This is a genomic window from Litorilituus lipolyticus, from assembly GCF_006439335.1.
Taxonomy (GTDB): domain Bacteria; phylum Pseudomonadota; class Gammaproteobacteria; order Enterobacterales; family Alteromonadaceae; genus Colwellia; species Colwellia lipolytica.
The window spans coordinates 122,761-148,968 of sequence record NZ_SAWY01000007.1 but is presented as its reverse complement, the minus strand read 5'-3'; the positions used below and the strand labels follow the sequence as shown (position 1 = coordinate 148,968).

General features: G+C 37.9%; 27 protein-coding genes. 12 read left to right on the top strand and 15 right to left on the bottom strand.

Features of this window, described 5'->3' with window-relative positions; genetic code table 11:
- Positions 1-53: 53 nt before the first annotated feature.
- The 5 genes from mlaD (at position 54) to murA (ending at position 3,236) form a co-directional block, all read left to right on the top strand.
- Positions 54-527 (top strand): outer membrane lipid asymmetry maintenance protein MlaD, encoded by a 474-nt coding sequence (gene mlaD, locus EPA86_RS04280; RefSeq protein WP_140602181.1) that lies wholly within the window; start codon positions 54-56, stop codon positions 525-527.
- 20 nt (positions 528-547) lie between these two features.
- A complete protein-coding gene (locus EPA86_RS04275) occupies positions 548-1,279 on the top strand; it encodes an ABC transporter substrate-binding protein (protein WP_246058250.1) in 732 nt (243 codons plus the stop codon).
- Positions 1,280-1,282: 3 nt separating this feature from the next.
- Complete coding sequence (locus tag EPA86_RS04270) at positions 1,283-1,579, top strand: STAS domain-containing protein (protein ID WP_140602179.1); 297 nt, start codon at positions 1,283-1,285, stop codon at positions 1,577-1,579.
- A gap of 73 nt (positions 1,580-1,652) precedes the next feature.
- Positions 1,653-1,916, top strand: coding sequence for a BolA family protein (locus EPA86_RS04265; protein ID WP_140602178.1), 264 nt, complete (start codon positions 1,653-1,655; stop codon positions 1,914-1,916).
- 60 nt (positions 1,917-1,976) lie between these two features.
- Positions 1,977-3,236, top strand: a complete 1,260-nt coding sequence (gene murA, locus EPA86_RS04260) for a UDP-N-acetylglucosamine 1-carboxyvinyltransferase (RefSeq protein ID WP_140602177.1) — start codon at positions 1,977-1,979, stop codon at positions 3,234-3,236.
- Positions 3,237-3,281: 45 nt separating this feature from the next.
- On the opposite strand, the gene EPA86_RS04255 is transcribed toward murA, so the two are convergent.
- The 5 genes from EPA86_RS04255 to EPA86_RS04235 form a co-directional block, all read right to left on the bottom strand.
- Entirely contained in the window at positions 3,282-4,952 is a 1,671-nt protein-coding gene (locus EPA86_RS04255) for an FAD-binding protein (RefSeq protein ID WP_140602176.1), read from the bottom strand.
- 51 nt (positions 4,953-5,003) lie between these two features.
- A complete protein-coding gene (locus EPA86_RS04250) occupies positions 5,004-5,822 on the bottom strand; it encodes a PEP-CTERM/exosortase system-associated acyltransferase (RefSeq protein ID WP_140602175.1) in 819 nt (272 codons plus the stop codon).
- Between the two features lie 156 nt (positions 5,823-5,978).
- The gene (locus EPA86_RS04245) at positions 5,979-7,229 is read right to left on the bottom strand and encodes a pyridoxal-dependent decarboxylase, exosortase A system-associated (RefSeq protein ID WP_140602174.1); all 1,251 of its coding nucleotides are present in this window, start codon (positions 7,227-7,229) and stop codon (positions 5,979-5,981) included.
- 10 nt (positions 7,230-7,239) lie between these two features.
- Positions 7,240-8,850: an acyl-CoA ligase (AMP-forming), exosortase A system-associated gene (locus tag EPA86_RS04240; protein WP_140602173.1), complete on the bottom strand. Its 1,611-nt coding sequence runs from the start codon at positions 8,848-8,850 to the stop codon at positions 7,240-7,242.
- A 130-nt stretch (positions 8,851-8,980) separates the two neighbouring features.
- Positions 8,981-9,808, bottom strand: coding sequence for a patatin-like phospholipase family protein (locus EPA86_RS04235; protein WP_140602172.1), 828 nt, complete (start codon positions 9,806-9,808; stop codon positions 8,981-8,983).
- A 223-nt stretch (positions 9,809-10,031) separates the two neighbouring features.
- Here EPA86_RS04235 and EPA86_RS04230 point away from each other — a divergent pair, with 223 nt between their 5' ends.
- The gene (locus tag EPA86_RS04230) at positions 10,032-10,796 is read left to right on the top strand and encodes a S1 family peptidase (RefSeq protein ID WP_140602171.1); all 765 of its coding nucleotides are present in this window, start codon (positions 10,032-10,034) and stop codon (positions 10,794-10,796) included.
- 51 nt (positions 10,797-10,847) lie between these two features.
- Here EPA86_RS04230 and EPA86_RS04225 read toward each other — a convergent pair whose 3' ends face one another.
- The 3 genes from EPA86_RS04225 to gpmI all read right to left on the bottom strand — a co-directional run bounded on the left by EPA86_RS04225 (position 10,848) and on the right by gpmI (position 14,458).
- Positions 10,848-11,606 carry a divergent polysaccharide deacetylase family protein gene (locus EPA86_RS04225; protein ID WP_140602170.1) on the bottom strand — a complete coding sequence of 253 codons (759 nt, stop codon included), beginning with the start codon at positions 11,604-11,606 and terminating at the stop codon, positions 10,848-10,850.
- Positions 11,607-11,672: 66 nt separating this feature from the next.
- The gene (locus tag EPA86_RS04220) at positions 11,673-12,803 is read right to left on the bottom strand and encodes a murein hydrolase activator EnvC family protein (RefSeq protein WP_246058248.1); all 1,131 of its coding nucleotides are present in this window, start codon (positions 12,801-12,803) and stop codon (positions 11,673-11,675) included.
- A gap of 95 nt (positions 12,804-12,898) precedes the next feature.
- A complete protein-coding gene (gene gpmI / locus EPA86_RS04215) occupies positions 12,899-14,458 on the bottom strand; it encodes a 2,3-bisphosphoglycerate-independent phosphoglycerate mutase (RefSeq protein WP_140602168.1) in 1,560 nt (519 codons plus the stop codon).
- A 199-nt stretch (positions 14,459-14,657) separates the two neighbouring features.
- Here gpmI and EPA86_RS04210 point away from each other — a divergent pair, with 199 nt between their 5' ends.
- From EPA86_RS04210 to gpsA, 4 genes are read left to right on the top strand one after another with little or no spacing between them, the layout of a single operon-like run.
- Positions 14,658-15,086: a rhodanese-like domain-containing protein gene (locus tag EPA86_RS04210; RefSeq protein WP_140602167.1), complete on the top strand. Its 429-nt coding sequence runs from the start codon at positions 14,658-14,660 to the stop codon at positions 15,084-15,086.
- A 22-nt stretch (positions 15,087-15,108) separates the two neighbouring features.
- Positions 15,109-15,378 (top strand): glutaredoxin 3, encoded by a 270-nt coding sequence (gene grxC, locus EPA86_RS04205; RefSeq protein WP_140602166.1) that lies wholly within the window; start codon positions 15,109-15,111, stop codon positions 15,376-15,378.
- 29 nt (positions 15,379-15,407) lie between these two features.
- On the top strand, positions 15,408-15,908 hold the full coding sequence (gene secB, locus EPA86_RS04200) for a protein-export chaperone SecB (RefSeq protein ID WP_140602165.1): 501 nt from the start codon (positions 15,408-15,410) through the stop codon (positions 15,906-15,908).
- A 33-nt stretch (positions 15,909-15,941) separates the two neighbouring features.
- Positions 15,942-16,946 carry an NAD(P)H-dependent glycerol-3-phosphate dehydrogenase gene (gene gpsA / locus EPA86_RS04195; RefSeq protein WP_140602164.1) on the top strand — a complete coding sequence of 335 codons (1,005 nt, stop codon included), beginning with the start codon at positions 15,942-15,944 and terminating at the stop codon, positions 16,944-16,946.
- 88 nt (positions 16,947-17,034) lie between these two features.
- Here the strand turns inward: gpsA and trmL are convergent, their stop codons facing one another.
- Positions 17,035-17,499 (bottom strand): tRNA (uridine(34)/cytosine(34)/5-carboxymethylaminomethyluridine(34)-2'-O)-methyltransferase TrmL, encoded by a 465-nt coding sequence (trmL, locus tag EPA86_RS04190; protein WP_140602163.1) that lies wholly within the window; start codon positions 17,497-17,499, stop codon positions 17,035-17,037.
- A gap of 178 nt (positions 17,500-17,677) precedes the next feature.
- Here trmL and EPA86_RS04185 point away from each other — a divergent pair, with 178 nt between their 5' ends.
- The gene (locus tag EPA86_RS04185; protein ID WP_140602162.1) at positions 17,678-18,595 is read left to right on the top strand and encodes a cation diffusion facilitator family transporter; all 918 of its coding nucleotides are present in this window, start codon (positions 17,678-17,680) and stop codon (positions 18,593-18,595) included.
- 212 nt (positions 18,596-18,807) lie between these two features.
- Here EPA86_RS04185 and EPA86_RS04180 read toward each other — a convergent pair whose 3' ends face one another.
- Genes EPA86_RS04180 through EPA86_RS04170 form a run of 3 tightly spaced genes read right to left on the bottom strand, consistent with a single transcriptional unit; the run spans position 18,808 to position 21,980 of the window.
- The gene (locus EPA86_RS04180) at positions 18,808-19,809 is read right to left on the bottom strand and encodes an alpha/beta fold hydrolase (protein WP_140602161.1); all 1,002 of its coding nucleotides are present in this window, start codon (positions 19,807-19,809) and stop codon (positions 18,808-18,810) included.
- Positions 19,810-19,842: 33 nt separating this feature from the next.
- Positions 19,843-21,273, bottom strand: a complete 1,431-nt coding sequence (locus EPA86_RS04175) for an ATP-binding protein (protein WP_140602160.1) — start codon at positions 21,271-21,273, stop codon at positions 19,843-19,845.
- Positions 21,270-21,980, bottom strand: a complete 711-nt coding sequence (locus EPA86_RS04170; protein ID WP_140602159.1) for a response regulator transcription factor — start codon at positions 21,978-21,980, stop codon at positions 21,270-21,272. Before EPA86_RS04170 ends, EPA86_RS04175 begins: the two co-directional genes overlap by 4 nt.
- 207 nt (positions 21,981-22,187) lie before the next feature.
- On the opposite strand from EPA86_RS04170, the gene EPA86_RS04165 reads away from it, so the two are divergent.
- Entirely contained in the window at positions 22,188-22,679 is a 492-nt protein-coding gene (locus EPA86_RS04165) for a Spy/CpxP family protein refolding chaperone (protein ID WP_140602158.1), read from the top strand.
- Here EPA86_RS04165 and EPA86_RS04160 read toward each other — a convergent pair.
- The 3 genes from EPA86_RS04160 to asd form a co-directional block, all read right to left on the bottom strand.
- A complete protein-coding gene (locus EPA86_RS04160; RefSeq protein ID WP_140602157.1) occupies positions 22,676-24,802 on the bottom strand; it encodes a M56 family metallopeptidase in 2,127 nt (708 codons plus the stop codon). The genes EPA86_RS04165 and EPA86_RS04160 overlap by 4 nt on opposite strands.
- Positions 24,803-24,821: 19 nt before the next feature.
- Entirely contained in the window at positions 24,822-25,202 is a 381-nt protein-coding gene (locus tag EPA86_RS04155) for a BlaI/MecI/CopY family transcriptional regulator (RefSeq protein ID WP_140602156.1), read from the bottom strand.
- A 172-nt stretch (positions 25,203-25,374) separates the two neighbouring features.
- A complete protein-coding gene (gene asd / locus EPA86_RS04150; protein ID WP_140602256.1) occupies positions 25,375-26,205 on the bottom strand; it encodes an archaetidylserine decarboxylase in 831 nt (276 codons plus the stop codon).
- Positions 26,206-26,208 lie beyond the last annotated feature (3 nt).

Below are 26,208 nucleotides of genomic sequence, written 5' to 3'. Positions count from 1 at the left end.
AGTTAACTAACAGTGATGTTAGTTGATGATTTTCAAAGAGTATTGGTGAAGACATGGTGTCTAAGAAAGTTGAGTTGTGGGTAGGTTTTTTTGTTGCATTGGGATTGGCTGCATTATTGGTGTTGTCTCTGAAAGTGGCTAATACTGGTATAGCAGGCAGTGGTGCAAGTTATAATTTATTTGCAAAGTTTGATAATATTGGCGGTTTAAAGGTACGCTCACCAGTAAAAGTTGGTGGGGTTGTCGTGGGTCGAGTGAGCGATATCTCTCTTGATGATGAAGATTATACGCCTATTGTCACTTTAGAAATTTATACAGACTATAATAACTTTTCAGAAGCGACGTCAGTGGCTATCTTAACTTCTGGTTTGCTAGGAGAGCAATATGTTGGCCTGCAACCTGGCTTTATTGACGAGTCTTTAGATACGTTGCAACCCGGTGACTATATAGAAGATACTAAACCCGCTTTAGTACTTGAGGAGTTAATAGGACAGTTTTTATTTAGCCAAGGAAGTGGTGACGAGTAATGAGTAAAAAGAGAAAGGTTATGAGTTTTTTTTCAACGAGTATGGCAACAAATAAACTAGCACAGTGGATTTCACGTCTTACTGTAAGTCTAGTTATTGCTACTAGCGTCAATGTTAGTTGGGCAAATGAGCTTTTAGCTGATCAATCTAATCCTTATCACATGATTAAGGAAGTTGCCGGTATTACTTTTAAACGTTTTGCTGATGAACAACAGGCCATACAAGCTAACCCAAATCTTTTAAAAAACATAGTTCGTGAGGAGTTAATGCCTTATGTAAACTATAAATATTCAGCCTTTAAGGTAATAGGTAAACATCTTAAAAAAACAACTGATGCAGAAAGGCGTGCTTTTGTTCCTGTTTTTAAAGAGTATTTAGTTACTTCTTATGCGCAGGTTTTTACGTTATATGATAATCAAGAAGTTGAATTTGCCCCTGCGCGTGATTTTTCAGGTAAGAAAATTGTTGCGGTGAATACTATAGTGGTGATGCCAGGTAGAGATAATATTGATGTTTCATTTAAAGTAAGAAAAAATAAAAAAACACAAAAATGGGCAGCATACGATATGGTCGCTGAAGGGGTAAGTTTACTTGATTCGAAGCAAGCTGAACTTGGCAGCATTATTAGGCAAAAAGGACTTCCTTATGTGACCCAAATGCTTAAAAAGAAAAGTGAGCGAGATATTGTTTTTAAAAACAGCAATAAATCTACAGCCGCCAAAAGCAGTGTTGATGCATTAAAAAAGGGTTAGCCGTTGAGTGATATAAAGTTACATTTTACCGATGAAATAGCATATCTCACTGGTGAACTTACCCGCCACACATTACTGACTATTTCAGTTAACGATGTGAAGTCACTTTGTTCAACTGATTATAGGTTAATTGATTTATCGGCATTAAATGCGGTAGATACCGCAGGACTTGCTTGGTTGTTTAACCTGCTTGAACAAGCACAGGCTTTATCTTGTCAGATCCAATTTACCCAGTTACCTGTAAAATTAAAAAACTTAATACAACTTAGTGGTGTTAAGGGATTATTGCCCATAAAATAATGGCAAAGAAATCTATTGAGTAAACGAGTAGAGTGCTTATACTCTGTTTAGTAAAAAATATTAGGAGAAAACCTTGGAAACAAATGAAGTAGAAGCGCTAGTAAGGCAATTAATATCAAATGCATTAGAGCTAGATGAGTTAAAAGTTAGTTTTGACGGTTCTCAGTGTAGTATTGTTGCTGTCAGTGATATCTTTGACTCATTAAGTCGCGTTAAGCGTCAACAGGCTGTATTAGCGCCATTAGCCGATATCATCCAAGAAGGAAAAGTTCACGCTGTTTCTGTGAAAACATTTAATAATCAGCAGTGGCAACGTGATAAATTATTTAACAGTTAGTTTTACCTTGATTGTGTATACTAACCTCGGTTTTTATTTTTAAGTAAGTAGTAAGTTATTTTGGACGCATTTAAAGTTATTGGTGGAAATCCACTACGCGGCGACGTTGTTATCTCAGGGGCAAAGAATGCAGCCCTACCTATTTTAATGTCGGCACTATTATCAAAAACACCAATAGTTTTTTCTAATGTTCCGCGGTTGAACGATATATTAACAACGGTAAAGTTGTTAACTCAACTTGGTGCTAAAACAGAGTGGTTATCAGAAGATAAGTTATCCATTGATGCTTCAACTATTGATTTATGTCGCGCACCTTATGACTTAGTGAAGACAATGCGAGCATCTATTTTGGTGTTAGGCCCATTGCTTGCACGTATGGGTCATGCAGAAGTTTCATTGCCGGGTGGTTGTGCAATTGGTGCAAGGCCTGTTGATCTTCATATTCAAGGCTTAAAACTAATGGGCGCTGATATTGAAGTTGAAAACGGCTATATCGTGGCTAAAAAAGAAGGTCGATTGACAGGTGCAAACATTTTCATGGACACCGTCAGTGTTACGGGTACTGAGAATTTAATGATGGCAGCCGCTTTAGCTGAAGGGACTACAGTCATTGAAAATGCGGCAAGAGAGCCTGAAATTGTTGATTTGGCAGAATGCTTAATTAGCATGGGCGCGAAAGTGTCGGGCGCTGGTACGGATACTTTAGTTATTGAAGGTGTTAGTGAATTACAAGGTAGTCAATATCGGGTAATGCCAGATCGAATTGAGACAGGAACATTCCTAGTCGCAGCTGCTGTTACTCAAGGGCATATAAAGTGCTTAAACACCGATCCCACATCTATGGAAGCTGTGTTGAGTAAATTGCAGGAAGCGGGTGCTGAGATTACTACAGGGGCAGATTGGATAGAATTAAATATGCCATCACCTGCAAAAGCTGTAAATGTACGAACTGCGCCACATCCGGCTTTTCCTACTGATATGCAAGCTCAGTTTATGACTCTCAATGTACTTGCTCAAGGAACCGCAACGGTTATCGAAACTATTTTTGAGAATCGTTTTATGCATGTTCCTGAATTACAACGTATGGGGGCTGATATCTCTTTAGAGGGTAATACTGCTATTGTTAAAGGTGTGGAAGAATTGCATGGAGCCCAAGTAATGGCTACCGATTTAAGAGCCTCAGCAAGTTTAGTGATTGCAGGTTTAGTCGCTAAATCGCCAACACAGGTTGATAGGATCTATCATATTGATCGTGGCTACTTGCGTATTGAAGATAAGTTGCAAGGATTAGGCGCTGATATTACCCGAATAGAAGCCTAGTTAATTATTTGAAAAGCTGCCAATGGCAGCTTTTTTTTATTGTATTTATCTTGGGTTATAGCGCCCTAAACTAAGAATATCGTTAGGGTCAATTGCAGCCTTTAATTGATTAACGGTTTGCCAAAAATCACTTTCTTTATCAAGCAGCCATTGTTGCTGATCTATATTCAGTCGATAGGGAACAAAGCCTTTTTTTAGTCCCGCAATGACCAGTTCTTTCAAACAAGCGTGCGCATCTTTAACCGCTTGAGGGTTGTTTAAATCAAAAACGATTGGAATAGTACTATCAACACAGTCATGCCTTAAATTTGTGAAAGTGATGAACGGTTCAATATTATATTTGGGGCAGGTTTCACGGACAAAATTGATAAACTCACGCATATTTTTTGCTTTCATGGTTATTAATGGAGCATACCAAAGTAATCCACAATTATCTTCGCTGGGTGATAAGTTCTTTTTATCAAAGGATGCTGCTTGATTATGTCGCCAGTAGGCGAGTTTTAAGGCAACGGTATTCGGCTTACCTAGCATGATTTCTTTACCTTTATCAAATGAATCAAGCTGTTCAGCGGCCATAGAGAGTATAGCAATACGCTTTACTAGCCAGCGCGGAATTATACTAATAAGCTTTTTAGGTAAAGTGATTTGTAGGCTATTTGAATAGACTCGTTTACATGGCATTTTTTTGAAAATACTATCAACTTCTTGTTGTACTACTTTTACGACACCTTTACTTCCATAGATACTACCGACGACTGTCCAACAAGGAGCTTGCTGTTTTTTAGCGAGGTGTTTTACTTCTTCAAGGGACAAGTTATGCTGCTCACAACCGTGAGGGTTTTTGGCAAACATAGAAAGTAATCGTCTTTGATCTAATAAATTAATGGAGCCGACAATACCTTCATAGTCTTGTAAGGTTTGCCTAATTAATGGCACAACCTCTTCGAGTAAAGCATCATCTTCTATTTGTATAAAAAATGAGACAAATGCAGGTTTTAATTTAGCCAATCGGATAGTCATTTGTGTGGCAATGGCAAAATTAGATTGCGTGAATAAACCATCTAAATAAGGTCCTAAGCCCCATTTAAAGGTTTTATCAGCAAACTTCTCTGTTGATTGATCAAGTTCACAAATAGCTGAATGAAAAGGTCTGCCATCAGCCCAATAACCATGAATACTCGTTACAGCGCCAAAATGATCAGTATATGGAGTGATTCCATATCCTCGCTCTAGCGCATTGGCAAGTATTGAGCAATTAGGCCCTGCACCAGTAACAGGTACCATGTAATCATGATTATTTTGTCGTAGATAATCACTTAATTGCTGTTGAGTTACACCGGGTTCAAGGGTCACTAATCCTAATGTCTCATCAAAATGGCTAATATTTGTTAATGCACTCAAATCTAATAATACGACATTATTTTCAATGCTGGCTGGTTGACTCGTGCCATAACCCCAATTGTTACCTGTACTTATTGGATAAATAGTAAACTTTAGTGATGGTTGATGCGAAAACTGGTTTGCTAAGTTCAACAGTAATTGTATTTCAGTCGCTTTTGCTACTTTCACTACGGCAATAATGTTGCGTTGTTTGCCATCGAGCTGATTAAGCCCCTCGGTACCTTGAAGGTAAATGTTTAGTATGGATTCGTCGCTAGATATAATGGTTGAATTTGATAAGGTTTCTTCGATTGTGCTGAGTATCTTTGCTGACATTTATAAGCTCCATAATGATGTCTTTTGCAATAATGTGATAGGTGAGGGTGATTAGCCTAGTTGTTCTAGTTGCTGGCAAATATCTAACTCGATAGTTTGATAGAGGCTTTTAAATCCAGGAGATAAATTACTCATGAAAATATCAGGGCTAATATAATATGGGGCTCTTAAGCCATGGTATTCAACAGGTGCGCCTAATTGCTGGAAGGTTATGCCTATAAATTTCATACTGCGAGCTAAACGCGGCTCCATCATTACATAGACATGGCGAATACCTGTATTCATGCCCATGGTCGCCGCAGCCATGTATAGACCTATGGCAATAAAAGGAAAACAACGTAATTCTGTTTCGGAATAGGATGTTTCACTGATAACACCAGTACCTGAACCTTTGAACTTATCTGCTTGACGGCGTCTAAAATCAGACTTTACCGCTAGACGTGATATTTCGGCTATTTCAGCACGATTAAAACGTTCCGGGCTTAAATTGGCATTGGTAATTGAGCTCATACAATATTTTTCAATAGGAAGCAGCTGGTCAGGGCCACCTGACTTTACTAAACGCACACAACTGGTAAAAGTATTAGAAGGTTTATGCTTTATCAGTGAAAATATGGATTGCTCATCAAACTCATCTTTCTCTTCACCATCTTCCCTGATATCTTCAAAAGCCAACTCCTCGCAATAAACGTTGTGCCGAATTTTAAATACTTCACTTCTTAATTCTTCACTGGTAGCAATTTGAGGTTGCAGAAATTGGGTAAAATGATCGGCAATACTATGCGCTTCTCTACTGGCCTTTATAGACACAATTTTCTTGGTAATATCACCAAGAACTGGAGTTTTAAGTAAGCGCTTGTTCCAATTCATCTTTATTCCATCAAGAATTATTTAAATGGTTTGTCCTGTGCCTAGAGTCGGTACAACCAAAGTAAAAAACTACTGACTAGGTAAACTAACACTAGTATAGCTGCTTCCTTGAAGATAGCCGTATTTTTGACTAATAAATAATCGTGGTGAAACGAGTTAAAGTAAGATTTCTTGTAATGCGGGCTGGCTTAAAAAATTATTGGGGCTTGCTGATGCACCGTAAGCACCTGACTGAAAAACAATAAAGTAATCACCTTGGCTAGCTTTGGTTAAGGTAACATTGTCTGCGAGAACATCTAACGGGGTACATAATGGACCGACGACAGTAACAGTTTCTTCTTGGTCAGTTTTGCTTGATTTACATTGCTCAAGCATCACAGGATAATTCTTTCGAATTACCTGGCCAAAATTGCCTGAATTAGCCAAGTGGTGATGTAAGCCGCCATCACAAACCAAGTATTGTGTACCACGAGATATTTTTTTATCAATAACTTTAGTCACGTAGAGGCCGGCTTCTGCGACTAAATATCTGCCTAATTCCATTACAATATCAATACCTGATAATGCACTTGAGTACTGTGCTAATAAGCTAGATAGATGTTGACATACTTTTTCTACATCTAAAGGTGACTCATGATTAAAGTAAGGTACGCCTAAGCCACCACCAATATTAATATATGCAAGTGGTTGATGGTTATTTTCATACGCTAATGTGATTAAGTTATTCGCTAAGGAGAGGGTTTGTTGGTGACATTCAATAATGGCATCTGCATTGAGGTTTTGTGAGCCACTATAGATATGAAAACCACACAGCTTAATGTAGTTTTTGTTTATATTTTTAAGCACTGATTCAACTTGTTCCTCATCAATACCAAAAGGCTTTGCACCACCTGACATTTTCATGCCAGAGGCTTTTAATTCGAATTTAGGGTTTATACGAATTGCTATATTGGCTGTTCTTCTCAAGCTAGCTGCTATGGTTTCGATCTTAGATATTTCTGATGCAGATTCAACATGTAGCGTTACATTGGCAATAATAGCAGAGCGCAAATCTTGAGGTGTTTTTCCTGGGCCAGCAAAGCTAATGTCCGTTGCAGAAATATTTGTTTGCAAGGCCAGAAGCATTTCTTTATTCGATGCAACATCAAAGCCTGAAACATGTTGAGAAATCATATGTACCAAGCTTGGCAAAGGGTTAGCTTTAATGGCGTAGTGCAATTTTACTTGTTGAGGTAATAGTGCTTTTAATGACGTTACCCTATCAATGATTTGTTTTTTATCGTAGACATAGAAAGGCGTACTCCCTAAGAGCTGGGCAATATCATCAATAGAGAGGCCTGCCACTGAAAGTGAATTATTTTGTTGTGCGAAACTGTGATGATGTGGCATTTTATTATCGATTTTCATAGTGATAGCGTTATTTATTAATCTTAGCTGTTTGTAAGTTAGCTAGGTAGTCTAATCTCAACTTATTTCTGTCGATTTTTCCATTGGCATTTATGGGTAATTCATTAATGAAATGGAATTCTTTGGGGAGCATATAATTAGCTAGTTGCTCTTTACAGTGACGCAAAAGTTTTTTCTCTAATTGCTTTGAGTCAAGTTTAGCTTTTAGAGGTTGTGCTAGTTGCACATACGCGATAATAACTTGCCCTAATATGTCAACGGGTTTACCGAAAACAACTGCATTTAATATTTCAGTTAATTGTAAAAGACACTCTTCAATTTCAGTAGGGCTGACACGATAGCCTGATGTTTTTATCATTTCATCTTTTCTGCCAACAAAGTATAAGAAACCATCACTATCTTTTTTTACATAATCGCCAGAGAAAACAGCCATTTCTTTGCAAGCACCAAAAGATTTGAAACGCTCCTGCGTTTTAGCAATGTCTTGCCAATAACCTAAAGTCACCAACGGTCCAATATGAATTAACTGACCTGTTTCATCAACATCACATTCAGAGCCATCTGCTCGTATGACTTTAATTACCGCGTTGGGGATTGCTTTACCTATAGAGCCAATCCTTTTGTCGATTTCATTTGGTGTGAGATAAGTAGACCGGAAAGCTTCTGTTAATCCATACATTAGAAAGGGAGTTGCTGTAGGCATTCTATCTCTTAATGTTTGCAAGCAATGTTGAGCTAATACACCACCTGAATTAGTAAAATAACGAATAGATTTAGCTTGTTCATCCCATTCAATTTCACACAGTTGCGACCAAAGAGCAGGTACTGCGGCTAAACCAGTAACTTTATACTTTTTAACCGCTTTAATGACATCTTGAGGAAATAAGTAGTCGAGTAAAATACACTGTGCGCCCACTAAAAAACTACTGATAAGTTGATTTAAACCATAGTCAAAACTAAAAGGTAGTACAGCAAGGATTTTATCTTGTGAGGTGTTTTGTAAATATTGACTGACTGATTCTGCTCCGAGGATTAGGTTTTGATGACTAACCATTATACCTTTGGGTTTACCTGTGCTGCCTGAGGTATATAGAATGCAGGCAATATCATTGGTTGAAGGTGTTGTACTAGCGAGGAGTGTTTGCTTTATCGTTTTTGAGTCACTTGGCCATGGGATGAAGTTAATGTTTGCAAAACTATCACAAAGTAAAGCAAGCTCTTGTGTATCAGCATCAGTGACTATAATGGTTTCAACGGAATGCAATGATGATAAAACCTTTGACAAACCGCTTAATCTTGCTTTATTAGTTACCAATGTTTGTACTTGGCAATCATCAATAATATGTTGTACTTGTGCGGCTTTTAAAACAGGGTTAATTGGCACAAAAATGAGACTTGCGCTAGAGCAAGCAAACATAGTGATAACATTTTCACTGTTTTTGTTTAGATAAATGCCAATACGTTGTTTGGGCGTACTTATGTTGGCTAAATGATAAGAGAACTGTTCAATTTGAGTGTTTAATTGCTGATAGGTTAAACAACATTCATTAACTTGAAGCGCTATGGCATGTGGACTTGAACCTGCACTTTGTTTAACTAGCTCATGAATATAGTTAAGCATTTATCATCCTGATTGCTAAGACTTTAGGAAAGTTCCTAAAGGGTATTATGGCAATGATATTACTGATCAATCAAGTAGTAATTTGGGTGAAAACTTTAATTTAATTAGTTCGTTAGCTTTAGAGCTAATGTTAAGTATGCTTATAAGCAAGCTTAATTGGCACTATCTCAAGAGCAGTCTGTAAACCTACTTTGTATAGGTCATGCTTTTGTTCTTTATTCATTTTAAAGTCGACCGCAGAGTACTCACCTATATTAATAACAATGGTGTTATGCCAAAAATTTTCATTAATGTATTCACGTGAAATTGTGGTCATAAAGGTTCTGATAAGTAGCGTGACATAATTAAATATAGGGAAAATACCATTGACATTTAAGTTGTCGTATTCGTGCTCACCACGTAACCTAAAGCAAAGTACAGGGGTGCCTTGGTGATCCCAGTCCCTATGCAGAGCATCTTCAGAAAGGATGCTGCCATCGACCATAATGCGTTTACCAAAAGGCTTAAAGCTAAACACTAACGGTATTGACATGGAAAAACGCACCGCTTGTGATACTTTCATGTCTGGAGTGCGCTCAGCATCAAATATTACGGGTTTACCATTAGTTACATCGGTCGCGACAATATGTAACTTCATTTTTAATTGAGAAAAGGTCTTGCCTTGCAAGTGTAAATCAACCCACTTTTCAAAGGCATCACCAGAACTCAGACCGCCATGGCGAATTAATTTAACTAAAGAAAATTCTCTAAACTGATTGTAGTTTGTTTGTAGGGCTATTCTCTTAATGTCATTGATAGATAGACCTGAGGCGTAGAAGCTAGCAATAATACTACCGCCTGAAACACCGACGAGATCAGTAAAAGGCACATCTAAAATCTCTAATGCTTTAAGAACACCTAAATGCGCAGGGAGACGTGTTCCTCCTCCGGCAAAAATAGGTACAATGCTCTTGTACATTCAGTCTCCTTAGTACTTTAGTAACAATAAGCTAAAAACTCTTCTATGCTGTCTGTAGTGTGATAATTAGATGATAAAGAATTTAACGGTGCTATTAGTGAGTTAATTTGCAATATCTTGTGCTTAAGTATGGACAATGTTAGTAATTTTGCGAAACTGAGAATTAATTAAATAATTTACAAAGTAATAAGTAAAGTGATCTTAGGGTCTAGGGTAGGAAACAATGGAACGTTCAATTCAGTGGCTTATATTAATCTCTCTAGCAATGAGTTTTCACTGTAGAGCTGACTTAGTGCAGGTTATTGCAAAAGTTAAACCCGCTGTGGTTGGTATTGGTACTCATACTCCAACCAATAGACCACAAAATGTTTTGCGCGGTACCGGCTTTGTTATTGGTGATGGCAGTTATGTGGTAACTAATGCCCATGTTTTACCAGACATGCTTAATGATGAGTTATTAGAAGAAATGGCTGTTTTTATTGGCTCAGGGAAAGAGGCAAAGGTTAGACAAGCAGACATAGTAGCAACTTCCCAACGTTATGACTTAGCAGTGCTCAAGTTAAAAGGGCCGCCACTCCCCGCCTTAACCTTAGCTCATGATGAATTTCTCCCTGATGGGAGTGCTATTGCGTTTACTGGCTTCCCTATTGGTGCTGTATTGGGATTATACCCAGTCACTCATCGGGGTATTATTGCGAGTATTACACCAACAATAGTACCAGTGCCTTCCGCTGGACAAATTAGTATCAAAATGTTGAAAAGTTTACGCAATCCATATCTAGTTTATCAATTAGATGCAACGGCTTATCCTGGAAATAGTGGAAGTGCTATGTATGACCAACACACCGGGCATGTTGTTGGAATCATTAATAAGGTTTTTGTACAAGAGACGAAAGAAGCCGTGATTGCTAAACCGAGTGGTATTACTTATGCCATCCCAGTTAAGTATTTACGTCAGATATTGAAAGAGCATGATATCTCTATTTAAGTCGAAAGGTAAATTAACGTTAATCTACCTTGCTTTAAAGCGGCATGAATATTATTCGCCAATATTTCCGCTGTGTTTTGTATGTTCAACCTTAGGGTAAAGTTCTGATAGTGGTACTAATTCAATATTATTTTGCGCTAAAGTCGGAATGAGTTTCTGTAGATTCTCAACTGTTTCAGGGTGAGGGTGCGCAATGGCAATAGCAATTTGTCGTTTTTTAGCAAATTGAATTAATTCAGAAAATTGCCCTTTAATGTACTCACTATCTAAATGATTATCTAAGAAAACGTGACGTGCTTTTACTGGTACACCAAAGTCTTTTGCTGCTTGTTCTGCTTGTGAGCCAGGGCTAGTTTTACTATCGAGGAAAAAAAGTTCATGTTGTTTTAAAAATAACATAGTCCAAGCCATTGGCTCATATAACTGAGTTAAACGGCTACCCATATGGTTATTAATACCAATCGCGAAAGGGATTTCATCATAGGATTTCTGTAAGCTTTCATATATCGCCTTTTCGTCCATATCAATAGTTAAAGCACCGGGTCCTAATTTTTTGCCGTTGGTTGCTTCCATAGGGATATGCAGTAGGACTTCATGATGACTTTTATTCGCGGCTAGCGCTAATTTTTTGCCATATGTCGTATGGGGTAGTATTGAATAAGTAATATCTCCGGGAAGGTTCAATGCGTGCCTATCGGTATAGCGATAACCCATATCATCAATAACAATAGCGACTTTAGCAGGTGAATTGGCTAATACGGAAAAGGTAAAAACGCAGTTACATAGAAGAAGAGAAAATAGTTTTTGCATGATGAGAATTATTCTTTTTATAGGAAAATATTGGGAAACAAGTAAAACGGTAACATTAAAGCAAAACTATTTACACCATAGTTTAGGATTCACTGCTTTACCACGATGACGAATTTCAAAGTAAAGTCCTGATTGCTCTTGGCCGCCACTTTGTCCAACTAATGCGATAGGTTCGCCTGTTTCAACTCTATCGCCCACCGATTTTAATAGTGTTTGATTATGGGCGTATAGACTCATATAGCCGTTACCATGATCGATTACCGTTAATAAACCATAGCCTTTCAACCAGTCAGAAAACAATATAGTGCCATTGTGAATGGAGTGTACTTGCCTGCCAATTGGTGCAGATATCAGCATGCCTTTCCAGGTTAAATAGCCTTGCTTTCGGCTACCAAAGCGGTGCAACATACGACCTTTTACAGGCCAAGATAATTTGCGCTTTAATTTACTAAGCCCAGTTAAATTTATTTCGGCTTGAATAAGCTCGCTAAGTTTTTGTAAAGCAGCATTTAAATTGTTTTCTTCTGATTTTAGTTTAGCTAATTGTTGTTGACTTGATAGTAATTGCTTACTTAAATTTGCTAATGTTTTACTTCGCTTGGCTTTAGTGCTCTTTAATAATTGTGCTTGCTGATTTTGGTGGATTTTAAGCTGCTCAAGTTGGTCTATTTGCTCTTGATGCTCAGTGCTAACTTGCAGTAACTGCGCTATGGTAGCTTGATAGTTTTCTATTTCTTCTATGCGAGCTTTGTTGAGATAATGATAGTAGCTAACGGTACGCTGTATTTTTTCACTTTGTTCTTGATTGAGTAGCAACTTTAAATAGTCGTGTTGGCCTGTGGTATAGGCTGAACGTAATTGCTTGGCAAGTAAGGTTTCTTGCTTGAGTTTTTCTTGTTCGAGTTGCTGCTTTTGTTTTGCTAATACATTTATTTGTTGCTGGCGTTCACTGAGCTGCTTTTCGATATTATTAATGGCTCTAGCGACTTTAGCTATGGCCATATCATCTCGTTTCAACTCTTTTTCAAGTGTACTTCGCTTCTTGTTTGTGTCAAAAATATTTGACTCTTGTTTAGCTATTGCCTTTTGGACATTTTCGAGTTTTGCTTTATTTTCTTGCTGAGCTTTTTCATTTGCGTCAATTTTTTCAGCGGCAAAAACAGGCACATTAACAAGGAATAAGCTTGCACAAAGCAAGCTTATTCTTGTGATGTAGCACTTTTTAATTTTTCGCCAAGGCTTAGATAAACAACAATTTTTTCTCATGGTCACTGAGTGTAATGATTTATAGCTTACTTGGCTAGCCTCATTAAAATAGAACCTGTCATTTCTTGTGGTTGCTCCATACCTAAAAGGTGTAATAAAGTCGGGGAAATATCACTTAAAGTGCCGCTCTCTGCAGCTACTGCTTGGCGACCAACGTAAATAAGCGGTACTGGTTCACAAGTATGAGCGGTATGCGCTTGACCCGTTGTGTCATCGAGCATTTGCTCTGCGTTGCCATGATCTGCAGTAATTAAACATTCTCCGCCGGTTTTTTTCAGAGCTTTAACCACTCTACCTACAGCATGATCTACTGCTTCACAAGCTTTAACTGCGGCATTGAAGTCACCTGTATGACCTACCATATCGCCATTAGGATAATTACAAATAATCACATCGTGTTCACCGCTTTCAATGGCGGCAACTAACTTATCTGTAAGTTGGCCAGAGTTCATCTCTGGTTGAAGATCGTATGTTGCGACATCAGGTGAAGGCACAAGAATACGTTCTTCGCCGGTAAAAGTATCTTCTTTACCGCCACTAAAGAAAAAAGTGACATGAGCATACTTTTCGGTCTCTGAAATGCGTAATTGTGTTTTTTGGTGTTTAGCTAACCATTCACCTAAAACATTATTTAATGCTTCAGGTGCAAAGGCGCAACTGGTTTTAATATCAGCTGAGTATTGAGTTAACATGACAAAATCTGCAATATTTGGCACTTTGTTGCGGTTAAAACCATCGAAATCTTGCTCGGTAAAACAGCGAGTAAACTGACGTGCTCTATCTGCTCTAAAGTTCATAAATATCATGGCATCGCCATCATTCACTTCAATGGCATTATTCTGTTGGTCAGTGATGACGCTGGCGCTGACAAATTCATCATTTTCATCACGCTCATAGGCTGCTTGTAATGCTGAAATCGCGTCAGAGTATTGGTGTTCGGCCTTGCCTTCAACCATAAGGTTGTAGGCTTTTTCAACGCGATCCCAACGCTGATCTCTATCCATAGCGTAATAACGACCAACCACAGAAGCAATCTGCGCTTGAACGTCATCACTTTCACTTATTTCAGCGAGTATTTTCTGAGCTTTTTCTAGAGAAGATTGTGCGCTTCTTGGTGGTGTATCACGACCATCCAGAAAAGCATGTAAATATATTCGCTTAGCACCTCGTTGTTTCGCTAATTGTAAAGTGGCGAAAAGGTGATCTTCGTGACTATGTACACCGCCTGGGGATAACAGGCCAAAAACATGCACGGCTCCATTATTTGCTACTGCTTTATCTATTGCCTGACAAAGTGCAGTATTTGATTGAAAATCACCTTCTGCTATGGCTTTAGTTATCCGAGTAAAATCTTGGTATACCACTCGACCCGCACCTAAATTGACATGACCAACTTCTGAATTACCCATTTGGCCTTCTGGTAAGCCAACAGCCATACCAGATGTATTAATTAACATGTTTGGGTAATTAGCGGTTAAATCATCGAGAACAGGAGTGTTTGCTTGTAAAATGGCATTAGCTTTACTGTCTTTTCTATAGCCCCAGCCATCTAATATCATTAATACCATTGATTTTTTATTCGCCATGAGAGTGTCCTGCAGTGTCGTTAATTGCGAGTGATAAATTAAATTGGCGTTATTGTACACGCTCGAAAAGTCTTATTCATCAAAGAAATGTTTCAAAGCAGTTTACTAAAAGGCATATCAGCAGGGTTAAGCTCGCATTTATAATAGACTTGGGTATAATGTGCCGATTCGAAATTTAAGATAGATATGGTTGAGATAAATGGAAGAATTCCTTACGTTTGCAGGTAACAACCCTGTATTAAGTGCTGTTTGGGTTGCGCTAGTTGTAATGATAATTGTGACAACGATTAAAATGAAAATGTCACCTATTAAACAAATTAGCCCACAAGATTTAACTTTTCTAGTAAATAGAGAAGAAGGCATGACATTAGATATACGTGCTGAAAAAGAGTTTAAAACTAGCCATATTCTAGATGCGGTAAATTTATCTAATGAAAAAATTAGTCAAAATGGATTTACTAGCCTTGAAAAGCATAAAGATAAACCCATCATTGTAGTGTGCACAGCAGGAATTAGTGCGGCGAAAGTGGCTAACGATTTATTCAAAGCGGGCTTTGAGAAAGTAAGTATCCTTAAAGGGGGTATGAATGCTTGGATTAACGCTGGTTTACCTGTAAGCAAAAACTAATAATACTATTGAGGTAGTTTTAATGGCAACAGTTGATATATATACCAAGGCGTATTGTCCATATTGCACGAGGGCGTTGGCGTTATTAACGCAAAAATCCGTTGCATATAATGAAATTAAAATTGATGTTAATCCTGAGTTACGTGAAAAAATGATTGAGCGTAGCAATGGCGGTTATACCGTACCTCAAATATTTATTAACAATAAACATGTTGGTGGCTGTGATGAACTCATGGCATTAGAGTACAACCAACAGTTAGACCCATTACTGAATGAACAAGCAAAAGCTTGATTTGAACTATTATAATTTAGGAGCCCATCATGGCTGAAGAAAACCAAACAGAACAAGCTGCCGCTGCTGCAGGTCCACAATTTGCAATTCAACGTGTATATACAAAAGATGTTTCTTTTGAAACACCTAACTCACCAGCTATTTTCCAAAAAGATTGGCAACCAGAAATTAAGTTAGACTTAGATACGCGTTCTAACAAACTTGCTGAAGATACTTATGAAGTAGTATTAGCAGTGACTGTTACTGCAACAGTTGAAGGTCAAACAGCCTTTTTAGCGGAAGTTCAACAAGCAGGTATTTTTACTATTGCTAATATGGAAGATGCGCAAATTGCTCAAACAATAGGTGCTTTCTGCCCAACAACATTATTCCCATATGCGCGTGAAAGTGTAGCAAACCTAGTTAACCGTGGTTCATTCCCACAGTTTAACTTAGCGCCAGTTAACTTTGATGCACTATATGCTTCATATGTACAACAGCAAGCTGCTCAAGCACAAGCAAATGTTCCTGAGAGCACTGAAACTCACTAATTTATTTAGCTCATAATTTCCCAAAGGTTGTCGATGACTTTATCTGCAAAAATTACGGTTCTTGGTGCTGGCTCTTATGGGACAGCCCTTGCTATTTGTTTGGCGAGAAATGGTCATCAAACGTTGCTTTGGGGTCGCGACTCGACTCATGTAGAACAAATGGTTGCTACAAGGGAAAACGCTAAGTATTTACCAGGATGCACTTTTCCAGAAAGTTTGCACTTAGTGTCGAATTTAGCTGAAGCAGTGCAAGCGAGTGATAAGATCTTGCTAGTCGTACCAAGTCATGCGTTTGGTAATATGCTTAAACAGATAAAACCTTTGCTTAGAGCCGATGTAAAAATTGCTTGGGCAACTAAAGGTTTAGATCCTGAGTCAGGTGATTTATTGCAAACGGTGGCACAAAAAGAACTCGGTGAAGATGTATCATTAGCTGTGTTATCAGGGCCTACTTTTGCAAAAGAAATGGCAGCAGGTTTACCCACTGCTATTTCACTTTCCTCGAATGATGAAGCGTTTGTTGCTGAAGTTTCTGATTTATTACATTGTGAAAAGCGTTTTCGAGTCTACTCTAATACTGACTTTATTGGTGTACAACTTGGTGGCGCAGTAAAGAATGTTATTGCTATTGCTGCCGGTATTGCAGATGGCATAGGTTTTGGTGCTAATGCAAGAACCGCACTGATTACACGTGGTTTAGCAGAGATGACTCGTCTTGGTTTAGCATTAAATGCCCAACCTGCTACCTTTATGGGCATGGCTGGTTTAGGTGATTTAGTGCTAACGTGTACGGATAACCAATCGCGCAATCGCCGATTTGGTTTAGCGTTGGGGCAAGGTCTTGAAGTTGAGCAAGCTATGACTGATATAGGTCAGGTGGTTGAGGGTTATCGAAACACCAAAGAAGTTTACATGTTGGCACAACGTAATAGTGTCGAGATGCCAATTATCGAGCAAGTCTATCAAGTATTGTATCAAGGCAAAGATGCCAAGTTAGCTGCAGCAGATTTGCTCTCTAGAGATAAGAAATTTGAATAGCTAATATTAGTTAACAAGATTCTAAAAAGCCCTTAATCATTTGAATAAGGGCTTTTTTTATCTGTTATTTTATCGCTTAGTCATACTGCTACACCGCATTTGGAAAACCAAGTTGACGCCACGCATCGTAGACAATAACAGCGGTGGCGTTTGATAAATTCATGCTGCGGCTGTCTTTAAGCATTGGAATTCGGATTTTATCTTCATCAGGGATTTGTACCCGAACCTCTTCAGGTAAACCACTTGTTTCTGAGCCAAACAGCAGATAATCACCTTCTTTAAACGAAACATCGTGATAAAAGTTTGTTGCTTTGGTTGTAATGGCTAATACACGTTCGGGGTTTTCGTGTTGTAAGAAAGCAGCGTAATCTGCATGACGTTGAATTGCAGCAAATTCATGATAATCTAAACCAGCTCTTTTTAACTTTTTATCATCTAAATCAAAACCTAACGGTTCAATTAAATGTAATCTGAAGCCTGAATTGGCGCAAAGGCGAATAATATTACCTGTATTAGGTGGGATTTGTGGTTGAAAGAGAACAACGTCAAGCATGAGTGATATCACGTAAATTAATCATAATATTATTATACCCAAACACAATGAATTTTAGAATGTTAGCAACAAATGGGTTATTAATATCTCTCATTTTATTACTATACTGAACATAAATGTAGACAGCGGTTTGTACTGTAATTACTCACGATTCAATATTTAACGAGGAACGTTTATCTTGGAAAATAAGACACTGTCATCAGAAGATTATGCCTTTTGGGTGCGATTAGCGGCTATTTTCTCTACAAGTGTTGCACTGCTGCTTGTGGCTATTAAGCTTTACGCTTGGTTGGTTACCGATTCTAGTGCTATGTTAGCCTCGACTACTGACTCTATACTCGACTTATTTGCATCGGTTATGAATATAGTTATTCTGCGTTTTGCTTTAGCGCCTGCAGATAAAGAGCATAGTTTTGGTCATGGTAAAGCTGAGAGTTTAGCCGGCCTAGTACAAGCGGCCTTTGTGCTTGGTTCTGCAATTATCTTAATATTTAGTGGTATGTCCCGTTTAATTAACCCACAGTTTATTGTACGTAGTGAAGTGGCTATATGGGTGACAGTTGCGGCAATTGTTTTAACGATTTTTTTAGTAATTTTTCAACGATTTGTTATTAACAAAACGGGGTCTATTATTATCAGCGGTGATGCGCTGCATTATCAGTCAGATTTATTTTTAAACTTAGGGGTGTTGGCTGCTATTTTTCTCAGTCAGGGGATCTGGTTACAAGCTGATGGTGCATTTACTATTGCGGTAGCGATTTACTTATTGATTGGTGCAGGAAAAATTATTTTCCAAAGTGTTGGTCAATTAATGGATCGAGAGTTAGCTGATGAGGATTTAGAAAAGATAAGAGAAATTACCTTAGCCCATAGCCAAGCGAAGGGCATTCATGAATTGAGAACAAGGCAAGCCGGAGCACAACGCTTTATTCAGTTTCACTTAGAGTTAGATGACAACTTATCCTTATACGAGGCTCATGCTATTGGTGATCAAATCGAAGAAACATTGCTGGAAGCGTTTAAGCCGTGCGAAATATTCATTCATCATGATCCAAGCTCAGTGGTACAGAGTGAATTACAGCAGCAAGTTAACTAACCTCAGTTCGGGATAACAACTTGCTTTCTAGCAGTCTATTTTCCTTACTACAGCGTTAAATTAGTTTGCAATAGACTAGCTATTAACGCACTAATTTGCCTTGTATTAAGAAAAATAGCCAATCTAGAATAATGATAAATATAAATTTACATACATTTCAAATAGCTAGCTAATTTCTTATCCCGAGTTGAGGTTAGCTAACCCTTCTTCATTTATTTACATTGGGAGAACCAGTTTAAACAGGTGTTCAATGCGTGTGTTCGAATGGTGTCTGTTTCAAAAAATAGCTCATGATATGCCTGTTCTATGGTAATGGGTGAAGCTGAAGCGCAAAAATCTGGCTTTACCCTATAAAGCTGTTGGCAAAATTCATGCTGAGCATCATTATCAATGATCAAATCGTTACTGGCCTGTAGCACTAGGATAGGGGTGGAAATGTCTTTGAGGTTAGCAAATATTGCTTGTTGAGCTTTAAAGCTCTCAATTAGCCACTGTAAGGTAACGCCACCTAACTGTATTACGGGAGTTGATTGATACAAATCTACAAATACGCTATATCGCCGAGCAGAGTGCGTTAAATGATTTTCTTCAAATGTGACTGCTTGGTAGTCTTTTTGACCTAAGAAATACCAAGAGTCGTTGCTTAAGCGTTTATTTATGCTATTGGCTATCTTCAGGGCTTGAAAGGTAATGCTTTTAGGGAAGTTGCCCGCATTAAAACCAAACATGGGTGAGGCTAGGGCTGCTGCTTGAATCGGTATGGTATTTTCTTGTAAATATCGTGTAGCGATGGCTGCACCCATAGAGTGAGCTAATAGATAAGTCACAGACTTATCAAGTGTTGTTGATATATTTTCGATGAAATATTTTACATCGCAAACATAGTCTTGAAAGTTATTAACATAACCCTTGTTATGGTTTGATTGCAGCCGCTCTGATAATCCTTGGCCACGGTGATCTAGGATAAAAATGTTATAGCCTTGATTAAAAAGATCATAACTAAGTTCTTGGTACTTTAGGTAACTTTCACATCGACCAGGAATAATAATTATTTTTTTACTGTGATTAGAGTGAATAAAGTAGGCATAGTTAATGCGAATATTGTTCACTCCTTCAAAGCAAGAAAACTGACCTGTTTGCCAAAAATCAGCAATAACAGTTTGAAGATTTCCATCAAGCTGTTGTTCACTACAGAAGCTTACATTTTGGACCATTTAATATCTCAACATATTATCTAATAGCCTACTTTACTGATTAACTTGGCTTTTAGGAAGTTCTATTGTTACGGCTAATCCTTGGTGCTCTTTGTTTGTTAGACTAATATTTTGTGCAAATATTTTTCCTTGGTGCGCCGTAATAGCCTGCTTGGCTATGGCTAGGCCTAACCCTGTGCCACCTGTTTCTCTATCGCGAGCGCTATTCACACGATAAAAAGCAGTAAATATTTTTACTAATGCATCTTCAGGAACACCGTTACCCGAATCACTTATTGTTAAAGATAGCTGGTGATTATTGTCTATCAAGGCAATTTTGATAGTGGAGTTTTGAGTTGTATGCTTAATAGCATTTATTAGTACATTGGTTATTGCACCACTGAGTAAGTGACTATCACCTTGAATAGTAATATCTTCTTTAGCATTACATTCAATATTAACTTGTTTATTTTCTGCGAGTAGCTGCTGATCTGAAATAATTGATTTTAATAAACGTGTAAAACTGAAAGAAGCTATATTAAGGGGCTTAAAAGAATTCTCTAATCGAGAAAGTGTTAGAACGTGGGCGATCATTTCATCGAGTTGATTAATCTCTTTCTGACAGCGTTCAAAGTACTGTTCTTGATCTTCTCCCTTTTGCTGTGCAAGCGCCAAAGCCATTTGTAAGCGAGTTAGTGGCGAGCGCAGCTCATGTGAGACATCTCCTAGCAATCGCTGTTGTGCTGAAATATTGGTTTCGAGTTTATCAGCCATTTGGTTAAAACACCTGGCTAAACCACCTAATTCATCTTGCCTAGTATTAAGACCAGTTACTCGTGTGCTTAAGTCTCCTTGTGCAATTTTTAATGTTGCGTCTTTCATTTTTAAAACTGGTTTACTTAGGGAGCGGGCTAACACGATACATAGCGTAAAACTAATGGTAAGTGGGATCATTAATTTTAACCAAAGAGGCATCTCTTTTAAAAAGTGCTGGAAGGTTTTTCGTGGCATCTTTTTGGAGACGAAAAGTAAGGTTTGTTGATTCTTATAGATAACAGGTATTGGTCCTGTAATTCTTGTATGGCTATAAACAACAGATTGTAGAGTGTCATTTTCACGCGTCTGAATATGCTTTTTTAATATGTCATTGAAACGGCCTTTTTGTTTGGATAGTTTATCAACCTTTAGTCTGTCTGAGGGAAGTTGAGTCCAAAGTGTAAGGTCAGTTCTTCGATGCTTTTTCCGTTTATGATTATTTTGTATTTGTGCAAAAGGGTTTTGGGCTAATTTAGCCTTTATGCGATTTAAAAAGTGTAAATCTTCTTTATTTACTTGCTCTGCTACAATGCTAATGTTGTCATCATTAAGCAATTGGTTGGTAATAAAACGACTTACAGTGATTGATGTTAACGTAATAAACCAAAACCACAGAAAAAGTTTGACGCTGAAAGATGAAAGGTAACGTCGTATTGAAATTAAGCTCATGATAAATCACCTGATAAAAAGATATATCCAGCACCACGAATGGTTTTGATTTTATCAGTGTCACTAAAAGGCAATAGCTTACGTCTGATGTTACTTACATGAACATCGATGCTTCTATCAAATGGAGCTAATTTTCTTCCTAATACTTGCTCTGATAACTGAGCTTTACTGACAATCTCACCTTGATGTTGCATCAAGATTGTCAGTACTTGATATTCAGTGCTTGTTAACTCAACAGCTTGCGAATGACAGGTAGCTTGATGTGTTGCATGATTTAGCTTAACGCCGTTAATAGACAGGGTTTGTTCAGCATTTGGGTGGCTTTGTAAGTCTTGTGTAATGGCTATTCGTCTTAAAATTGCTTTGATACGAGCGAGTAACTCTTGATGATGAAATGGTTTCGCGAGGTAGTCATCAGCGCCAAGCTCAAGCCCGAGTACTCTGTCATTATCATCACCTTTTGCTGTCAACATAAGCACAGGTGTTTTATGTTGATCACCTAATGCTTTTAGCACTTCAAAGCCATTCAGTTTAGGCATCATGACATCAAGTAAAATAATATCGTATGACTGACTTAATGCTTGCTTTAAGCCTGATTGCCCATCAAAACAACAATCTACAGAATACTGGTGCATACCAAGAAATGCGGTAAGTAACTCAGCAAGCTCTTTATCATCATCAATTAATAGTAATCGTTTATTATTCAAAGCAACCTCTCTTTTTAGCTATGGGTAGTTTACCTTAGCTAGAATATTACGCACACCAACAAAGTGAACTTTACTAAATCTTTACACTTGCTTTGCGTTTCTTTGCATTGCCTTGAATATAATGATTACAACAATTACATGAATTATCTTAGTGCAAGGTTTATTTATGTATTTGGAATTTAGCTATTATTTAATTGAGGATAGATCATGAAAAGTATATTAAAAGTAACTATGAAGCCAATGGTGTTAATTGCAACGTTGTTATTAAGCCAAACGTCTTATGCTCAGGGGGCTAGTGACAATTTAACGTTTGATAATGACTATCGCGCCCAACATATGGGCAAGTTTAAACATGGTGGGAAAGACAAGCTTTTTAGAAAAATGGCCAAAGTACTGGAGTTAACTGATAGTCAGAAAGAGCAAATTAAAACGATTAAGTTATCTGCTAAAGAACAAAACCAAACATTAAAAGAGTCATTAAAGCAAATGAAAGTGGAACAAAAAGCATTAATACATGCTGATGTTTTTGATGAGCATGCTTTTACTGCGCTATTTAATGCTTATCAGCCTACTATTGCTCAAGCAGCTTTAGCTAAGGCAAAAACAAAGCATGCTATTTATAATGTACTAACAGCTGAGCAAAAAGCGAAGTGGCAAACATTTATGGATAAAAAGCAGCAGCGTAGAAAGAAAGGTTAACCTTGTAAACTGAAAGAAAATATCTTTGACATTTGGCTTTCTACTGGTTTATCACCAACCTTAGCTGGTAGAAAACGCCATTTTTTGATTGCAGCTCGAATAGAGTTTTTAAAGTAATTAACTCTATTTTGTTGCACAAAACTAATGTTCTTAACATTACCTTGCTTATCGATGGTGAAGTTAACCTTCACTTCAACTTCAATACCTTTACGCTTAGCTAAACTTGGGTAAACTGGCTCAGCAGTTTTAATTTGCTCGGCTTCATACCATATCGGTTTTTTTACTTGTTCAACTGACAGCGTAGGTCTGCTTGTTGGTAAGCTTTCTAATTGCGCTAACTCTTCAAAAATATCATTTCGTGGCGTTGTCATTGGCTCTGCGGCTAATTCAGCGATTTGAGCTTGATAAGGGTTTTTAAATGAACTGTTGCGGGCAAGATCTTGCTCACTGCTTAACGCTAGCTCAATACGAGATGGAGAGTTATCAGTCAATTCAATGGATTTATTGACTGGAGGAGTTAATAACTTTTTATGCGATAAACTAGCATCAGCACCGGAAAAGTTAGTTTGTTTGACAGATTTAGTCGTTAAACTTTCGCTAGTTAAATCAGCTTGTTGGTTTGCATCTGCTGTAACAACATGCGCTGCTGTTGGTTCAAGTTTTACATTAACAGGGCTTGTATTGCTGGCAGTCTCAATAAGTCGTTTTGCCGATGTTTCAGTAGTTAAAACATCAGTAGCATAATCCTTCGTATGGGCCTGTCGCCTTGGAGCCGCTTCATTAACTAAACTTTCTTGTTTACTTATCGGCTCTTTAATTGTCTGCTGAATGTTGGTTTGTGATGGTTGTTCAGTAACAGCCACTTCAGCCAGCTTGTTATCATTGAAAATAGTATATTCTTTAACAAACTTGCTAGCAGGTTGCTCTTCTTGCTGATTCGCTAACAATTGTTGGGCGATGCTATCGTCTGCCAAAGCTGTTGAATTGCTCAGGGAGTTACTACTTTTATTTTTATTAGATTTTTTTGCCTGAACAGGTGTATTACTTGGGTTATTCCAAGGAAATTCATTGGTCCATTTTTGCGCATATGGAAAAGTAAGCAGTTTATTACTCATGATGAACATAACGGCAAAAAATATGCTGATGCCAGCGAACCATTTACTGACATCATTACTTGGAGCACAGTGATGACCTACTAGCCTTAATACACGTTGCTTTAAATCTCCACCTGATGCTGCCATCGCCATACTTGGTATTGTATGGTGGTGTCTATTTGCGCATAAAGAGGCTGTGTCGGCCAATGTATGCGCATAAGCGATTGGGTCACCACAATGTTGCACAGCAATATCATCGCTACAATATTCACGCTCATTACGCATTTGTTTTGCTATCCAGCTCACACCTGGATGGAAGAAAAACAATAACTCAATAATGGTTTGAATTAAATTAACCAAATAGTCGTGGCGGCGGATGTGCGCTAACTCATGTAGCATCAGCATTTCAAGCTGAGCAGCATTTAAACCACTGACCATACTAGCAGGAATTAATACGACAGGCTTTAACCAACCAATCGCCATAGGGACATCAATTTTTAATGAGATAAGTAGCTTTGGCGTTTTCTTTAAATTGATTTGCTGTGCTAATTCGCTAAAGCGATCTAATAAAGCTTGCTCTGGCATTATGCTGCCACTAGCAGGTAACTTATTTACGTTACGCATTTCAATCAATAGCTTAGCAGCTAATGAAAAAACACAAACCATCCATAACAATGATATATAGGGTAGAGAATGTGCAACCAAGGATGGGAGCAATTCTTGGTAATTTAGTAAAGTATTCTCTTGCGTTAGTTCATTTACAAGTGTGGTTAGTGCTAACGGAGAGCTCCCTGAGGTTTGCATAATTGCATCATCAGGAAAAACAATAATAAAGGTGGTAATAGCCAGCACTAAGTTTGCTAACATTGCTGATGCTGATAGTGCATAGCGTAATTGAGATTTACTTTTATCAATTACTAACAAAGCTGTTTTTAATGCAATAGCCACTAATGCCCCTTGCCACAAAAAGTGCAATAAGGTTAGCGCTAAGCTATAAAAATATGGCGTTGTTAATAAATGTTCAAGCATGTATTAAGTTTGTTTACTGTTACTTTTCAAGTGAATTTAAAAGTTGACGAATATCATCAATTTCTTGAGCGCTGGTAGATTCATCAATAGCTCTCATGACTAATTTTGATGTAGAACCACCAAAAGCTTTACTAATAAGATCTTTGATGAGAGAAGATTGTGTATGCATTTCACTGTTTGCAGCAGCATATACGTGAGCTCGGTTGCTCTCATCTCTAATAACCAGTGATTTCTCATGCATAATTTGCAAGATTTTTAGTACAGTTGTATAACCTGTTCTTTGAGATGTACTAACTGCTTCGTGGATTTGTCTTACCGTTGCTGGGCCTATTTGCCATAGCACATTAAGTAATGTTAATTCAGCCTCTGTAGGCTTTACTGCAGAATTATCACGCGCCATTTACTTTTCCTTTTGAGCTTACTCGCCTATTGATAAAAACATGATCTACAAACTTAAAATTTGTTCATCATTGTAACAAGATACGAACTTAATCGTATCTTGTGTAGAATAAATGAGCAACCTTTTTATTTGTACTGTTATAACTTATTGTTTAGTCACTGTATTATTACGTCTATTTGTTATTCACTGTTGCGTAAAGCTCACCTAAGCGGGTTACAGTACCTGGTCCAGCATTGCTGTCAAACTCGATCATGTCCGGTGAAAAAGTACTCACCACAGTAGAGCCTAACTTGAAGCGTCCCATTTCATCGCCTTTTTCGAAGGTGATGGCATCAACGCCAGAGGCTGGGTACTTCCAGCGGAAAATATCTTTACCTGCAGGTGGGGTAATGGTGCCTGCCCAGGTGGTTTCAATACTGGCTACAATAGTAGCGCCAACTAATACCATAGCTAGTTGACCAAATTGCGTATCAAAAATAGCAACAACACGCTCATTACGCGCAAATAAGTCAGGTACATTGCGAGCAGTTAATGGGTTAACAGAGAATAACTCTCCAGGCACGTAAATCATTTCACGTAAGGTCGCTGCCATGGGCATATGAATTCTGTGATAGTCTTTAGGAGCAAGATATATACAAGAGAATTTGCCTCCTTGAAAGGGAGCTGCAGTTTGAGCGTCACCACCAAGTAATGATGTTAAACTGTAATCAAATCCTTTGGCTTGAATAAGTTGACCATCAACAATATCACCTTGTTGGCTGATAGCACCATCAACAGGGTAACACAGTGTGTCTTCATCACTATCTATTGTACGAGCACCTTCTTCAAGTTCACGAGTAAAGAAGTCGTTAAAGGTTTCAAAATCACTGGCATTTTTTAATTTTGCCTCGCTCATATTAATATCATAAGCTTTGATAAATTGACTAATAGCCTTGGTAGTTAACCAGCCCATTTTGGCTGCGGCAAATTTACCAACTAAACGTGATAAAAAGTGCTTAGGCATAAT

Bases quoted from the DNA above. Each gene is read 5' to 3' on its own strand.
- mlaD (WP_140602181.1), top strand. From the start codon at position 54: ATGGTGTCTAAGAAAGTTGAGTTGTGGGTAGGTTTTTTTGTTGCATTG.
- EPA86_RS04275 (WP_246058250.1), top strand. From the start codon at position 548: ATGAGTTTTTTTTCAACGAGTATGGCAACAAATAAACTAGCACAGTGG.
- EPA86_RS04255 (WP_140602176.1), bottom strand. From the start codon at position 4,952: ATGTCAGCAAAGATACTCAGCACAATCGAAGAAACCTTATCAAATTCA.
- EPA86_RS04250 (WP_140602175.1), bottom strand. From the start codon at position 5,822: ATGAATTGGAACAAGCGCTTACTTAAAACTCCAGTTCTTGGTGATATT.
- EPA86_RS04245 (WP_140602174.1), bottom strand. From the start codon at position 7,229: ATGAAAATCGATAATAAAATGCCACATCATCACAGTTTCGCACAACAA.
- EPA86_RS04240 (WP_140602173.1), bottom strand. From the start codon at position 8,850: ATGCTTAACTATATTCATGAGCTAGTTAAACAAAGTGCAGGTTCAAGT.
- EPA86_RS04235 (WP_140602172.1), bottom strand. From the start codon at position 9,808: ATGTACAAGAGCATTGTACCTATTTTTGCCGGAGGAGGAACACGTCTC.
- EPA86_RS04230 (WP_140602171.1), top strand. From the start codon at position 10,032: ATGGAACGTTCAATTCAGTGGCTTATATTAATCTCTCTAGCAATGAGT.
- EPA86_RS04225 (WP_140602170.1), bottom strand. From the start codon at position 11,606: ATGCAAAAACTATTTTCTCTTCTTCTATGTAACTGCGTTTTTACCTTT.
- gpmI (WP_140602168.1), bottom strand. From the start codon at position 14,458: ATGGCGAATAAAAAATCAATGGTATTAATGATATTAGATGGCTGGGGC.
- EPA86_RS04210 (WP_140602167.1), top strand. From the start codon at position 14,658: ATGGAAGAATTCCTTACGTTTGCAGGTAACAACCCTGTATTAAGTGCT.
- grxC (WP_140602166.1), top strand. From the start codon at position 15,109: ATGGCAACAGTTGATATATATACCAAGGCGTATTGTCCATATTGCACG.
- secB (WP_140602165.1), top strand. From the start codon at position 15,408: ATGGCTGAAGAAAACCAAACAGAACAAGCTGCCGCTGCTGCAGGTCCA.
- gpsA (WP_140602164.1), top strand. From the start codon at position 15,942: ATGACTTTATCTGCAAAAATTACGGTTCTTGGTGCTGGCTCTTATGGG.
- trmL (WP_140602163.1), bottom strand. From the start codon at position 17,499: ATGCTTGACGTTGTTCTCTTTCAACCACAAATCCCACCTAATACAGGT.
- EPA86_RS04180 (WP_140602161.1), bottom strand. From the start codon at position 19,809: ATGGTCCAAAATGTAAGCTTCTGTAGTGAACAACAGCTTGATGGAAAT.
- EPA86_RS04175 (WP_140602160.1), bottom strand. From the start codon at position 21,273: ATGAGCTTAATTTCAATACGACGTTACCTTTCATCTTTCAGCGTCAAA.
- EPA86_RS04165 (WP_140602158.1), top strand. From the start codon at position 22,188: ATGAAAAGTATATTAAAAGTAACTATGAAGCCAATGGTGTTAATTGCA.
- EPA86_RS04160 (WP_140602157.1), bottom strand. From the start codon at position 24,802: ATGCTTGAACATTTATTAACAACGCCATATTTTTATAGCTTAGCGCTA.
- EPA86_RS04155 (WP_140602156.1), bottom strand. From the start codon at position 25,202: ATGGCGCGTGATAATTCTGCAGTAAAGCCTACAGAGGCTGAATTAACA.
- asd (WP_140602256.1), bottom strand. From the start codon at position 26,205: ATGCCTAAGCACTTTTTATCACGTTTAGTTGGTAAATTTGCCGCAGCC.